The organism is Tenuifilum sp. 4138str (assembly GCF_041102575.1).
Taxonomy (GTDB): Bacteria; Bacteroidota; Bacteroidia; order Bacteroidales; family Tenuifilaceae; genus Tenuifilum; species Tenuifilum osseticum.
Genome location: NZ_JBGCUE010000004.1, coordinates 143,722 through 158,344, shown reverse-complemented (window position 1 = coordinate 158,344; position 14,623 = coordinate 143,722). Strand labels below are relative to the sequence as shown.

Annotated in this window: 13 protein-coding genes; 3 read left to right on the top strand and 10 right to left on the bottom strand. The window is 41.7% G+C overall.

The genetic code is table 11. The features are described 5' to 3' along the window. A complete protein-coding gene (locus tag AB6811_RS05690) occupies positions 1-777 on the bottom strand; it encodes an energy transducer TonB family protein (RefSeq protein ID WP_369489476.1) in 777 nt (258 codons plus the stop codon). A 260-nt stretch (positions 778-1,037) separates the two neighbouring features. Between AB6811_RS05690 and AB6811_RS05685 the strand changes: the two genes are divergently transcribed. Genes AB6811_RS05685 through AB6811_RS05675 form a run of 3 tightly spaced genes read left to right on the top strand, consistent with a single transcriptional unit; the run spans position 1,038 to position 5,201 of the window. Beyond that, on the top strand, positions 1,038-1,838 hold the full coding sequence (locus tag AB6811_RS05685; RefSeq protein WP_369489475.1) for a DNA adenine methylase: 801 nt from the start codon (positions 1,038-1,040) through the stop codon (positions 1,836-1,838). A gap of 7 nt (positions 1,839-1,845) precedes the next feature. Beyond that, positions 1,846-3,864 (top strand): ATP-binding protein, encoded by a 2,019-nt coding sequence (locus tag AB6811_RS05680; protein ID WP_369489474.1) that lies wholly within the window; start codon positions 1,846-1,848, stop codon positions 3,862-3,864. Beyond that, positions 3,864-5,201 carry a hypothetical protein gene (locus AB6811_RS05675; RefSeq protein ID WP_369489473.1) on the top strand — a complete coding sequence of 446 codons (1,338 nt, stop codon included), beginning with the start codon at positions 3,864-3,866 and terminating at the stop codon, positions 5,199-5,201. The genes AB6811_RS05680 and AB6811_RS05675 overlap by 1 nt, the downstream gene beginning before the upstream one ends. Positions 5,202-5,404: 203 nt before the next feature. On the opposite strand, the gene AB6811_RS05670 is transcribed toward AB6811_RS05675, so the two are convergent. The 9 genes from AB6811_RS05670 to AB6811_RS05630 form a co-directional block, all read right to left on the bottom strand. Continuing rightward, on the bottom strand, positions 5,405-6,658 hold the full coding sequence (locus AB6811_RS05670) for an aminotransferase class V-fold PLP-dependent enzyme (RefSeq protein WP_369489472.1): 1,254 nt from the start codon (positions 6,656-6,658) through the stop codon (positions 5,405-5,407). Between the two features lie 13 nt (positions 6,659-6,671). Continuing rightward, the gene (locus AB6811_RS05665; protein WP_369489471.1) at positions 6,672-7,031 is read right to left on the bottom strand and encodes a four helix bundle protein; all 360 of its coding nucleotides are present in this window, start codon (positions 7,029-7,031) and stop codon (positions 6,672-6,674) included. 120 nt (positions 7,032-7,151) lie between these two features. After that, complete coding sequence (gene sufD / locus AB6811_RS05660; RefSeq protein ID WP_369489470.1) at positions 7,152-8,519, bottom strand: Fe-S cluster assembly protein SufD; 1,368 nt, start codon at positions 8,517-8,519, stop codon at positions 7,152-7,154. 27 nt (positions 8,520-8,546) lie between these two features. Continuing rightward, positions 8,547-9,299, bottom strand: a complete 753-nt coding sequence (sufC, locus tag AB6811_RS05655) for a Fe-S cluster assembly ATPase SufC (RefSeq protein ID WP_369489469.1) — start codon at positions 9,297-9,299, stop codon at positions 8,547-8,549. Between the two features lie 70 nt (positions 9,300-9,369). Further along, a complete protein-coding gene (locus tag AB6811_RS05650; RefSeq protein WP_369489468.1) occupies positions 9,370-9,780 on the bottom strand; it encodes a four helix bundle protein in 411 nt (136 codons plus the stop codon). A gap of 85 nt (positions 9,781-9,865) precedes the next feature. Then, a complete protein-coding gene (sufB, locus tag AB6811_RS05645) occupies positions 9,866-11,314 on the bottom strand; it encodes a Fe-S cluster assembly protein SufB (RefSeq protein ID WP_369489467.1) in 1,449 nt (482 codons plus the stop codon). Between the two features lie 230 nt (positions 11,315-11,544). Continuing rightward, complete coding sequence (locus AB6811_RS05640; protein WP_369489466.1) at positions 11,545-11,793, bottom strand: NifU family protein; 249 nt, start codon at positions 11,791-11,793, stop codon at positions 11,545-11,547. A 20-nt stretch (positions 11,794-11,813) separates the two neighbouring features. Then, positions 11,814-12,920 (bottom strand): Mrp/NBP35 family ATP-binding protein, encoded by a 1,107-nt coding sequence (locus tag AB6811_RS05635; RefSeq protein ID WP_369489465.1) that lies wholly within the window; start codon positions 12,918-12,920, stop codon positions 11,814-11,816. A 349-nt stretch (positions 12,921-13,269) separates the two neighbouring features. Beyond that, positions 13,270-14,532, bottom strand: coding sequence for a phosphoglycerate kinase (locus tag AB6811_RS05630; RefSeq protein ID WP_369489464.1), 1,263 nt, complete (start codon positions 14,530-14,532; stop codon positions 13,270-13,272). Positions 14,533-14,623 lie beyond the last annotated feature (91 nt).

The window sequence follows — 14,623 nt, the reverse complement described above, 5'->3', positions numbered from 1 at the left end:
TTACTGGGGGACAAAAAGGTAGGTAATACTACCCCGCTGGCGCGCAGTTCCCGAAACGGAAGTAAAAATACTTGCCATGGCTGCCTGAATGGCTGCCTGGTTAATGCAGTCGTCGTTTACCGAGTTGGCCCTGTCGATAACCGCATCGGCTACCCGTCCATCGGGCTTTACCTCAATGTTAACCACAACCTGCCCGCCAAGCTCGCATTTATACGAAGGGACAGGCAGGTGCAAGGCCTTACGGCCTAAGAGGTAGTACGAAACCACGGTTGGCCCCTTATACTGGCCCTCCTTCGATTTTGGGACTGTCTTTTCGGGTGTATTAGGTATGTTTGCCTCAATATCCTTTTGCGACTGCTCGTAAAGCTCCCGGTTCTGCTGCATGCGCTCGTACACCTGGTTGGCCTCGCGGTAAAGCTCATCGGCATCAGTATTCTTTTCGTCGCTCAGGCCAGCGTTCAAATCGGTTTTTGAGGCATCAACAGCAAAGTTTCGTATGGCCTCAGTCTCATACTCCGGTTTTAGCACATCGGGCGGAAGTGTGGGCTCAAGCTTTTGCTGAACAATTGCCTCCTCCTTGGGCTCCTCAAACTCCATCTCGATGGTTGAGCCGTAGTACTCCTTGCGGGTTTCAATCTTTAGCACCAAAAAAACAACAATCAAAAGCAGGTGCACAACAATAGTGCTCAGTATCCCAATCTTATGGTGGTTAACACCCACCGTTATGGCCGAGTAAAACCGTTCAATGGCATCCTCTATTTTCTGGGCAAAGGGCATTATGGAGGCAGCTATACTATTTACCTCACAAATATAGTGTCTTAGCGGGAAAATTGGTTAGCGATAATGAAAATTAAAGTTCTTTAGTTCTCTGTGTAAACATTTATTATATTTGTTTTAATAAAATTCAACTTAGGGTTTATCCAAAAAAATGTATATGATTTTTAGTTACAGTTATTAACAAGTTATTGGTAACCCTAATGAGGACTTAGTAAACAACATACGACAACATAAAACGACTTATAAATTTAAAAATACTAATGAAGTTTTTAAGATACCCAGGGGGAAAATCAAAATTACTTTCATATTTAGTAAACTTTTTACCAACAAAAAAAGACATAAAAGGGACTTACATTGAACCTTTTGTTGGTGGTGGCTCTGTGTTCTTTCATATAAATCCTGAGACTGCTTTGATTTCTGACTTGAATTCTGAACTTATTGAGCTCTATAAGGGAATTAAATTATATCCTCACAAAGTGTGGGAAATTTTTGAGTCTTTCCCATCAGGCAAAACTGCATACTACGAAATTAGAGATAAGCAAATGGATGGGAAGCCATTGTATTACAAGGCTGCCCGAATACTATACTTAAACAGAACTTGTTTTAAAGGAATGTGGAGACACAATAGCAATGGTGTTTTTAATGTGGGTTATGGCGGAGAAGAAAGACGCTGGGTTATAACTCATCAAAATATTCTAGAACTTTCTAAAACACTTCGAAAAGCAAATATCCATAACAGTGATTTTGAAGAAATTATATTAAGTGCCTCAAAAAACGATTTTATTTTTCTTGACCCTCCTTACAAACCTGGTGAAAAAGATTTAATGGAATTACATTATCGCAACGGAAAATTTCTTTTTGACGAACAAGTGCGTTTATCTGAAACTCTCAAAAGTTTACCAAAATCAAAAAATATTCGGTGGGCAATGACTAACTCATCACATAAAGACATTTTGAAATTATACCAAGATTTTAAGATAAGAAAAATTCCTTTTGGAACAAGTGATAAGCCTGGTATTCAAACAAAGGACTCTAAAGAAGTTTTAATCACCAACTATTAAAAATACTATGGACCAATTTTTAGATGCAGCAGCAAATCAGAATCATCCATTAAGAATTCTCTCCGATTTTCTTAAAACAGAGGAGAGTGTAGAAACTGCAAAACGATATAACGAAAGCCGTTTCGTTGGCTATGTGTTGGAAATTGGCTATGATGAAATTACAATAATTACTTGCGATCCATTCAAAGTAAATGTTGGTGGCATTCCAAGAAACTCTTTGCTAATTATGGTTCCAGATTCATTTGAACAAAATGGCAAAAGTATTCCATTACACTTTACATTGCTTCGGGTTTTAGATTCTGCACCAACCCCCCTATCAAAAGAGGTGCAACAAACATATTTTGAACTTCAAAAGAAATCTATGCCCGAGCTCGATATTTTTACTCAAAGTGAACTGCAATGGGGTGCATTAAAAACCAAAGTTCTTGGGATGTTTTATCCACATCCAACGCAATTAGACACAATTGAGTTTTCGGGGGACTTAAACAATTATGTGAGTGCTCATAAATATAAAATATATTCTCCTGATGATAAGTTGTTAGATTTAGTTAGCAACGAACTTGTTCCGAAAGAAAACAGATTTGCTATTGGGAAACTTCGTTTAACAGAAAATAGATTACCTCTTCCAGGAAAAAAACTTCCTGATGTAGATATATTTCTCTCAACAAATGATTTCAAAGGTTGCAGAACGGCAATGTTTGGGAAAACAAGATTAGGCAAAAGTAATGTTGTAAAACTAATTGTTCAAAGTTTATTAGAAACAACAAGAGATACAAGAAACGTGGGGCAATTGATTTTTGATATTAATGGCGAATATGCAAACGATAATCCACAAGATGATAATCTATCAATAAGAGGGGCATATCCTGATAGATGCACGGTTTATGCTTTGACTCCAAAAACAAATACCCCTTCACAGCCACTTAAATTGAATTTCTATCATACGCCTTTTTCCTCAAAACAAGTTTTGAATACACTAATTCGTCAATCAGGGAGAAGTGGCTCTGATTATGTTGATGCATTTATTTCCGTTGATATTCCGGATTTTTCAGAGGTAAATGCTATTCCAAATAATCGTATGAATGAAAAAATTCGAGCGATTAGAAAAATACAGTACTACTTTGCACTGCTTCACAAATGTCAATTTGCTTGTGATGAAAATACTGTAAGGAATTCTATTCCGAGTGCCAACAGTGTTCGTGGTTTTAATCCGGGTTTTTCGGATGCTTTGAGAAACGCAGCTTATTCAGCATTTCAATTACAAGTGCCTCAAGCTCCAAACTCACTTGATACTCTTCAAAGAGAATTGGAAGTAATTCATAGATTTAAAAAAGCTAACCCTGCCGACCCAAATTTACGTTCAGGTAGCGGCAATCCTATTTTCGACCAAGAGGACAATGCTCTTTTAGAAATGCTTGAACCTAACCCTGGCAGAAGTGGTTTTTCAATTTTATTAAGATTTAGGAGTTATCATGACCATCGAGCAGGAGATTACACAGCCAACATTTTACACTTACTTGATGAGGGACAAACTGTAATTCTTGATTTAGGGAACGCTGATGAAATTTTAATGACATATTTTTCACGTCAATTATCAGAAGCAGTATTTTATCATCAAACCGATAAATTCACAAATAATCAATTAGGCAATCACTTTATTCAACTATATTTTGAAGAGGCACACAATCTTTTTGGGTATAACGACAACAGTGATGAAACAAGAATTTATAGACGTTTTGCAAAAGAGGGTGCAAAATATCATATCGGAATGGTTTACTCAACACAATCACCATCAACTATAAATTCAGATCTACTTGCACAAACAGAAAACTTTTTTGTGGCACACTTAGCATCTCAAGAAGACGTAAATAAGCTCGCAAAAGTCAATATAGCTTACGAAAGTATTAAAAATGATATCCTGCAAGCAAAAACACCCGGATATATGCGAATGCTTACACGTTCACATAGGTTCGTAGTTTCTATGCAAGCAAAAAAATTTACTCCACCTTCAAACACTAATAAATAATGCCATATCAACGAGGACACGATAATAGACTTCCACCCGAGCGTGCAAGCAAGCTCGGGCATTTAGAGGTAATTCAAAGCGAACTTGTTCAAAAACTTTGTAAAAGCTTTAATGATCCCGAAATTGTTGAACACACGGGTAGTATTTCTAAGTGGGAACCTTTGCCAACGGGCGGTGAGGAATTAAAAATTGTTTTTTCAACCGATGGCTCTATACAAGTAATTGAAAATCCAAATCCACCGTTTAAAGCTATTGCCTTTGTTAAATCAGCACTTTTACGTATTGACCAATTTGCTATTTCAAAGATTGATAAAGACAATCCACATCCTTTCGCTTTACGTGATTTAATGAAAGAATCTGCACTGTATCATTCAACTGCGTTTCCATTGCGTAACGTTTACATTGAAGGGAAATCAAATTATGATGCAATCCGAGAAATAATGTTTGAATCTGTTAAAGATAAAGGTTTGAACAATTCTCTTGATGGTGCAATGATGGAAACATTAAAGTGGATTGCTTATGAAAAATGGTTAGACACACCAAAATCAGAACTTGAAAAGTTTGGTTGTCCACATTGCGAAAAAAATGTAGCAACTCTTCCATTTGATGAGGAAAAAGGAAATTGTCCTGAATGTAAGGGCGAAATCTATATCACAGATATGTTCGGTCTACATCAATGTATGACAGACGATTTTGCTCCAAATCAAGTCGCTTCTGATTATATGAGTGTTAGCGAAACATTAATGATTTTTACCCCAATACGATATTTTTGGGATAACAAACGAGAAGTTTTAAAAAATTGTCTTTTTGTGAAAGACGGCCCACTTTCCTTACGTGCCACACTTGCAAAGTTATCCGCACCAATCAGGCGATTTTTTGAATTTGCAAAATCGAAAGGCTTTGATATTGCAATGATTGGACAAGAAAAGACGGGACAATTTTATGACCATTTACAATTAATTGGTAATTCTGCACCAGTTGGGCATTGTTTCATTCCAGATAACAAATATATACAGGAACAAATCAAACATAACAATACAACAACTGTATATGGAGCAGATACAAATTACGGTGCGAAATTATTTGTAAAGATTAACGATTATCACAAAATGGTTCTCAATATTCCAACAGGACAACGAGGCGAATTTGTATTAAATCCCTCTCAGCAGCATCTTATAAACTTCAAAAACATTGTAGCGACTTTACCTAAAATTTTAAGTAACAAATTTGAGGGTGCTTTGCTTCCAATTGAACTTGCAAATAAAATTGCTTCGCTTTCAACTTATCCTTCAGCAAAAGCATTGGAACTATTTGCAAATGAATTAAAAGGAAAATAAAACTAAATTTGGGCAATTAAACGAAAGACTATTAATAATATAAAAAGCAGATTCCCAGCACCCTTCGCTCGCACAGAGATGTACTTCGTGTAGGCATTCTTATAGTAATTATTTGTCACAGAATATAATCCACGCAAGATTTAGTGTGGATTTTAATATTCAAGCCTTTATCTGAAACTTACGCACACAAACAATTGTGGAACCTAGCCAAACATCTCCTTTACCTTATGGAGGGCTTCCACCAGTCGGTCAACTTCCTCAAAGGTGTTATAGAACGCCAGCGAGGCACGCACAGTGCCATCGATGCCGAAGTGGTCAATAACGGGTTGGGTGCAGTGGTTGCCTGTACGAACGGCTATGCCCATCTTATTGAGTATCATGCCGGTATCGTACGGATGAATTCCGTTGAGCAAGAACGAGATGATGGCTGCCTTTTCCGGTGCATTTCCGTAAATGGTTAGCCCATCTATCTCTTTTAGCTTTGTGGTAGCGTATTTTAGCAGCTCATCCTCGTATGCGGTGGCAATATCGGGGCCAATGCTTGAATAGTAGTTAAGCGCGGTAGCCAATCCGGCTGCACCGATGTAGTTGGCTGTTCCCGCCTCAAACTTGAACGGTAGCTCGTTGAAGGTGGTTTTGGCAAACGATACGGTTGCAATCATATCGCCACCGCCCTGCCAGGGCACCATACGCTCAAGCCATTCCTCCTTACCGTAAAGCACACCTATACCGGTTGGGCCATAAATCTTATGCCCCGAGAAGGCATAAAAGTCGGCATCGAGCTGCTGAACATCAATTTTACCATGCTTTACCCCCTGAGCGCCATCAACCAGCACGGGGATGTTTTGGCTGTGCGCTATGCGCACAATCTCGGCTATAGGATTAACCGTTCCCAGGGTGTTTGACACCTGCGTTACAGCAACTATACGGGTTTTTGGGGTAAGTAATTCGGGTAGCTTATTGAGCATTAGCGCGCCATTGCTATCAAAGGGAAGCACCTTTAGGGTTGCGCCCTTACGCTCGCAAAGCAGCTGCCAGGGCACAATGTTGGAGTGGTGCTCCATTTCGGTTACCAGCACCTCATCGCCCTGGTGGACAAACACCTCGCCAAACGAGTATGCCACAAGGTTGATTGATGCGGTAGTCCCGGAGGTAAATATTATCTCGGATGTTTTTCGGGCATTAAGGAATTTCCGAACAACCTCGCGAGCATTCTCGTACTCACGGGTCGACTCCTCGCTAAGCTTATGAACCCCACGGTGAATATTGGCGTTTATCTCCCTGTAGAACCGCTCAATGGTTTGCAGCACGCAAAGGGGTTTCTGGGTTGTTGCCCCATTGTCAAAGTAAACCAAAGGCCGCCCGAAAACCTCGCGGGATAGGATTGGGAAGTCAGAGCGACGCTGAATTAAGTTGATGGTTGATGGTTGATGGTTGTTAGTTGAATTGAAGTCCATTGGTTTAATTTTATTATGCATCAAGGGTTTTATAGTAGTTAATGAAACCGTTTAAAATTCTCTTGCAGGTTTTAATTTTCTCTAAAATCGAATTGAACTCATCGCCGTTTAAATTGAAAAGTTCATTCGATATTAACAACTGTGTCTCAAGTTCATAAAGAGAGCCTCTAGAGATATGAAGAAATTGAATTGTTTCCTTTGTATGCATGCGCCCAATTCCTTCAGCAATATTTGAAGGGATAGAAACCGCAGCACGACGAATTTGAAGTATCAAACCGAACTGTTCTGTGGCAGGGAATTTATTGGTGAAACTATAAACTAATTTTACCAAATCCTTGGTCTCCTTCCATACCTCAAGTTCCTGATAATCCATATTTTTAGTTGTTTTTATCCTTAACCTTCATCAAACCATCAACCATCAACCATCAACTATCAACTATCAACTATCAACTATCAACGAACCTTCCCCTCTTCAACCCCTTTCAGTCCCTCCCTAACAGCAATGCATTGGACAGTTGTGGCAGCGCGATAGTTCACCGCGAAGGCGTTTGTTGACCATATCGTCGATGCGTTCCCTGAGGGTGTCAATGGAAATTCGCTTAACTACCTCATGTGCAAAACCGAACATCAGCAGCAGCTTTGCCTCGCGCTCGCCTATGCCACGAGCCCGCATGTAGAAAAGGGCTTCGTTGTCGAGCTGACCAACCGTGGCTCCATGGGAGCATTTAACATCATCGGCGTATATCTCAAGCTGTGGCTTGGTATTCATACGGGCATCGGCTGTGAGCAGCAGGTTGTTGTTCGACTGGTAGGCCTGAGTTTTTTGGGCATCGCGCCTAACCATGATCTTGCCGTTAAAGGCACCGGTAGCCTGATCGTCGAGTATTCCCTTGTAGAGCTCATTGCTTGTGCAGTTGGGAACAGCATGGTCAATGAAAGTAAAGTTATCGGTATGCTGGGTGCGGTCAGTAAGATAAAGACCGTAGAGCTGTGCATCGGCACCCTCACCTGCAAGTGTAACAGCAAGATTATTGCGAATAAAACCACCGTGAAGCGAAAGAACGTTGGTAACCAATCTGGAATCGGCCTGCTGGTGTGCATAGGTGTGGGTAAGCTGAGCTGCATCGTTATGCTCATTCTGCATCTTCACAAACTCGAGCTGGGCGTTGCTGCCCACAAAAATCTCCGTAACCACGTTTGATAGGAACCGCTGGGGCGAGAGGGTGTGGTCGCAAATAAGGACATTTGCCTGAGCGCCTTCCTCAACCACAATAAGGTTGCGATACTGCACCAGCTGATTCATATCGGACATGAGCAGGTTGATAATCTGAATGGGCTTGCTCTCCACCACATTCCGGGGGATGTAAATAAAAACACCATCCTGGGCAAATGCTGTATTCAGAGCTACCAAACCATCGGTGTTATTCTCAGCCAGTGAGTTATACCTGCCATTTACCAAGTTGGGAAACTTAATAGCAGCTTCGGCCAGACTCCCAAAAATAACACCATTGGGCAGAGTGGTTAGCTTTTCGCCCTTTGGCAGGTAAAATCCGTTAAGCACCAATGCCAGGTGGGTATCGAGTTCAGGAATATCACAGCGGAATATATCATCAACGTTAAAAGCTATGCGTTTAGGGGCAAAGTGCTTTTGATACTCATGGGCGAATAGCGGTTCAATGCGGGAATACTTATACTTCTCATTTTTCTGCGATGGAATTCCTAGTTCCCTAAAGTGCTGCATGGCCTGTTCCCTATGTCTATTCAGGATATCGGCACTACCCTCGGTAATTAACTTGAGGTTATTCTGGTAAAGGCTAACCAGTTCCTCGCGTATGGGTGTTGCTATTGTTTTATCGGACATATCGTTTACATTTTATCACCAGGGTGATTAGGCATTTTCACCATTCTTAATCCAATCGTAACCCTTTTCTTCCAGCTCAAGGGCAAGTTCCTTGCCGGCGCTTTTCACAATGCGACCATTGTAAAGGATATGTACATAATCGGGAACTATGTAGTCGAGCAAGCGCTGGTAGTGGGTAATAACAATAACTGCATTATCGGGTCGTTTGAGCTTGTTCACACCATTTGCCACCACGCGTAGCGCATCGATATCAAGTCCTGAGTCTGTTTCGTCGAGTATGGCGAGCTTGGGTTCCAGCATGGCCATCTGAAAAATTTCATTTTTCTTCTTTTCGCCACCGGAAAAGCCCTCGTTCACCGAGCGGTTGGTAAGAGCCGAATCAATTTCGACCAGTTCCTTACGCTCACGCATCATCTTCAGAAAATCGGAAGCCGATAGGGGCTCTAATCCCCTGTACTTGCGGTGCTCGTTAACGGCAGCTTTCATGAAGTTAACCATGCTCACACCGGGAATCTCAACCGGATACTGGAAGCTTAGGAAGATTCCTTCGCGTGCACGCACCTCGGGCGACATCTCCAACAAATCCTTACCATTGAAGGTAACGGAGCCGTGAGTAACCTCAACCAGCTCACGACCGGTTAAAACCGATGCCAATGTGCTTTTTCCCGAGCCATTGGGCCCCATAATAGCATGAACCTCCCCGGCTTTTACCTCAAGGTTGATACCCTTGAGAATCTCTTTATCGTTGATTTTGGCGTGTAAATCCTTGATTGTTAGCATATGTTTTACTTTTGATTATTTACTACAATTGTTGTTTAAAATTAAATGAATTTGAGGAAGTTAAAGGAAGTTAAAGGAAGTTAGAAGAAGTTGTTGAAGATTTATCATCGTTTTTGGCAATTGTTGAACAATAAGAGTTTAACAGAAAACTTACTTCATTAATACTTTCATTCAATAGTTCAAATGTGCTTAAATCTATATATCCCAAATCCTTACTCAAAATAGTGTAATATCGGGTTTCTTCTAAACTACCTTGAGCGTAATTTAGAAATTTAAGCTTATCCAATCTACCTTTTCTTTTATATCCTTCAGCAATATTTGCTGGAATTGAAATTACAGATCGTCTAAACTGGGATGTTAATGAATAAATCTCCTCGTGAGGAAACTTTTGGGTAATGGAATAAACCAAAAGCGTAAGTTTATGGGCTTTTTGCCACACTATAAGGTCAGTAAATACGCTCGATTTATAACTTGAATCCATGATGTATTAATCATTAATTCCTCTAACTCCATCAATTCCCTCTAACTTCCTTTAACTTCCTTAAACTTCCTCTCATATAACCATCCTACCCTACACTCCCCTCCAAGCTTATCTGCAGCAGTTTTTGTGCTTCAACGGCAAACTCCATGGGTAGCTTGTTGATAACTTCCTTGGCGTAGCCATTAATTATCAGCCCAACAGCATCCTCGGTTGACAATCCGCGCTGGTTGCAGTAGAATATTTGATCTTCGCCTATCTTTGAGGTTGTGGCCTCATGTTCCACCACAGCCGTTGGATTATCTACCTCAAGGTAGGGGAAAGTATGTGCTCCGCACTTATCGCCAAGCAGTAGCGAGTCGCACTGTGAGAAATTGCGGGCGTTTTCGGCACCTTTGAGTACCTTAACCAGTCCACGGTAGCTGTTATTGCTATGCCCTGCCGATATACCCTTTGAAACAATGCGGCTACGGGTATTCTTGCCAATATGAATCATCTTGGTTCCCGTGTCGGCTTGCTGACGGTTGTTGGTAACGGCCACGGAGTAAAATTCGCCGTATGAGTTATCGCCAAGCAGAATACAACTTGGGTACTTCCAGGTTATGGCCGAGCCTGTTTCAACCTGTGTCCACGATATTTTACTGTTTCTGCCCTTGCATATGCCGCGCTTGGTAACAAAGTTGTAAATACCGCCCTTACCATCCTTATCGCCAGGGTACCAGTTCTGTACTGTAGAGTATTTAACCTCGGCATTTTCCAGTGCAACAATCTCAACAACCGCAGCGTGTAGCTGGTTCTCATCGCGCATGGGTGCGGTACATCCCTCAAGGTACGATACGTAGCTATCGTCGTCGGCAACAATGAGCGTACGCTCAAACTGGCCTGTATTAGCTGCATTTATACGAAAGTAGGTGCTAAGCTCCATGGGGCAGCGCACACCCTTGGGAATGTAACAAAACGACCCATCGCTGAATACAGCCGAGTTGAGAGCCGCAAAGTAGTTATCGGTCACCGGAACTACCGACGCCAAGTACTTGCGTACTAAATCGGGATGCTCACGAATGGCCTCACTCATTGAGCAGAAAATGATTCCCTGCTCAGCCAGGGTCTCACGGAAAGTAGTTTTAACCGAGGTGCTATCCATTACTGCATCAACAGCAACTCCGGCAAGCACCTTTTGCTCGTCGAGTGGGATACCAAGCTTATCGAATGTTGCCTTAATTTCAGGATCAATCTCATCCAGGCTGTTTAGCTTTGCATTTTGCTTTGGCGCAGCGTAGTAAATAATGTCCTGATAGTTAATTTCAGGAATCTCAAGGTGTGCCCACTTGGGCATTTCCATGGTTTGCCAATGCCTAAAAGCCTTAAGCCTGAATTCAAGCATCCAGTCGGGTTCCCCTTTCTTTTCCGAAATCATTCGGATTATATCCTCACTAAGTCCTTTAGGTATGGTTTCGGTTTCAACGTTGGTTACAAAACCGTATTTATACTCGGAACCAGTAACCTCTTCAAGTATCTTATCCTGTTCTTCTGCCATATCGGTTTAACACTTTAACAAAATAGCAACAAACTACAAATGCTAATGTTTAGCGATTCACAGTTAAATTAGATTTAATCTAAATTAGGTGCAAAGATATTTGCTTTAAGTTGAATATGAAAAGGAAATGACCTAAAATAATGGTATGTTTTATATCAACTTGTATATTTCAGAATGCCAGTAAAATAAAAAGCCCCAACTGGGGCTTTAATCAAATAACTGGAATACCATTAAAAGTTAAGGTTCACGGCAACCACTTCCTTAATTTCAGGAACATCGCGAATAATAGCTTGTTCCACACCATTCTTAAGGGTCATAATGCTATATGGGCAACTGCCGCAAGCACCATGAAGTTTAACTTTAACAATGTAATCGTCCGTTACCTCAACAAGTGAGATATCGCCACCATCGTTCTGGAGGAATGGTCTGATTACTTCAATTGCCTTTTCTACTTTGGCTACAACTTGTTCTTTGGACATGACTTGTATAATTGATTTGGTTATTTATGTTGAACATTAACTATTTGAGTGGGAGGTAACTCCCTGTTGCGCCACTCAACGCGCTCAATCAGGTTTTTAGCAAGCTCATCGAAGGCCTTACCGGTGATTGAGGCATGAATTGCCACGGGCTCACCGTAATCGCCACCCTCACGGATGCTTTGAACTATGGGAATTTGACCAAGTAGGGGTATTTTCATTCTATCGGCCAGCTTCTTGCAACCCTCCTTGCCAAAAATGTAGTATTTATTGTTTGGCAGCTCCTCAGGGGTGAACCATGCCATGTTCTCAACTAAACCAAGCACGGGTACATTGATGCTTGGGCTGGCAAACATGCTTATTCCTTTCACCGCATCGGCTAAAGCTACATCCTGTGGGGTGCTAACAATAACTGCACCAGTTACCGGAACTTCCTGAACTAAAGTAAGGTGAATATCGCTGGTTCCCGGAGGCATATCAATGAAAAGGTAATCGAGCTCACCCCAGGCCCCTTGATGGATTAGCTGCTTAAGCGCACTGGTAGCCATTGGCCCACGCCAAACAAGAGCGCTATTGGGGTCAACAAAAAAGCCAATGGAAAGCAATTTAACACCGTAATTCTCAACCGGAACTATAAGTTCCATTCCCTCTTCCTTAACAATCTCGGGCTGGGTGTGCTCCATGTTGAACATCTTAGGGATTGATGGGCCATAAATATCGGCATCAATCAAACCAACCCTGGCTCCTGTTTTTGCAACGGCAACAGCAAGGTTTGCCGCAATGGTCGATTTACCCACTCCACCCTTGCCAGAGGCAATGGCTATGATATTCTTCACCTTACTGATTGATGCCTTCTGCTTCAAGGGCGATACTTTGGGTGCCACATCGGCAACTACCAAAATATCTACCTCTACATTCTCGCCAAACTTCTGCTGGATGGCTTTGGTGGCAGCTTTTTTCAACGACGATGCGAATGGGTCGTTACTCTTTGTTAGCTTAAGGGTAAACGATACCTTACTGCCTTCAACGTTTAACCCCTGCACCATTCCCATGCTTACAATATCCTTACTGGTTTCGGGGTGCAAAACAGTAGAAAGCACCTCATTGACCGAATCCAACGATAAAACCATAGTTTTTATTTAGTTTAAATTAACCGCAAAGTTAGCTTTTAAATTGAAACATCGAAAGTTAAACAGCTAAAGTTGTAAAAGGTTGATGAAGGGAAAAGGAGATATAAGTTTTACTCCGTGAAACGTGAGCCGTGAAACGTTTAAAAAGTTAAATGTGTGACTTTAGGTGGGAATGAGCCGGAGTAGAATGAATATTTTGAAGTTAGAGGAAAAGTAAAAAGCAAAAAGCGAGGCCGAGATGGCATTAATCAACAAATTCAACTAGATTGATATCAATTTTATGAAATATACGAATAAAAATGCCCTAAACTTTTTATGTTTAGGGCACAATATGGATTTTAAAGTAATGTTAGCCTCTGATGGCTTTAATGCCTGGAAGTTCCTTGCCTTCCATATACTCAAGCATGGCACCACCGCCGGTTGAAACGTACGATATTTTGTCGGCAAGCTTATTCTTGTTTACTGCGGCTACTGAATCGCCACCGCCAACAAGGCTGAATGCCCCTTTTGCTGTAGCCTCGGCAATAGCCTTAGCAATTTCCGATGTGCCCTGGGCAAACTTATCCATCTCAAAAACACCCATAGGGCCATTCCAGAGTATGGTTTTGGATTTTAGGATAACATCGCTGAAAAGCTTAACGGTTTCAGGACCTATATCGAGCCCCATCCACCCCGCAGGGGTTTGGTCAATCTTGCTGATATTGGTATTAGCATTTGCATCAAACGCATCGGCATTTACGGCGTCAACAGGCAGGTACACGTTAACCCCTTTGGCCTTGGCCTTGGAAAGCAGCTCGCGAGCAAGCTCAAGCTTATCGTCCTCGCATATGGATTTTCCAATTTCTCCACCCTGAGCCTTGATAAACGTGTAGGTCATTCCACCACCAATAATCAGGTTATCAACGCGCTCAAGCAGATTCTCAATTATCAAAATTTTATCGGACACCTTAGCTCCTCCCATAATGGCAGTGAAGGGCTTTTCAGGAGCTTTAAGAACCTTATCCATAGCCTTTAGCTCGCTTTCAATCAGGTAACCAAACATGCTATTGCCGGGGAAATGAGCAGCAATTAACGCAGTGGAAGCGTGGGCACGGTGTGCAGTACCAAAGGCATCGTTAACGTAGCAATCGGCAAGGCTGGCAAGTTTTTTTACAAACTCTTTTTGACTCTCTTTAACCCTTGCCTTGGCTTCCTTTTTTTGCTCCTCGCTAGCATCTTCGGCTAAGCTATAGGGCTTGCCCTCTTCCTCCTCATAAAAACGAAGATTCTCGAGCAAGAGTACCTCTCCGGCCTTGAGCTCAGCAGCAAGCTTTTTAGCTTCATCACCTACACAATCGGGAGCAAACTTGATGCTCATCCCTAAGTTCTTTTCAATTGCGGGAATAACATGCTTTAACGAATACTTATCTTGTGGTTTCCCATCGGGGCGGCCAAGATGCGACATCAGAATGGCAGCACCGCCGTCGTTCAGAATCTTCTTGATTGTTGGCAATGCGCCACGAATACGGGTATCGTCAGTAACCTCAAAGGTTTTCTTATCCAGGGGCACATTAAAATCAACCCTAACTATGGCTTTCTTCCCCTTAAAGCTGTAACTGTCAATGCTTATCATATTGAATTGTTTTTAGTGGGTTTGAAACAAAAATACAAAATTCGAAGTGAATTGCAGAGTCTAAATCAATATTTTTCACGCAAACGGTTGA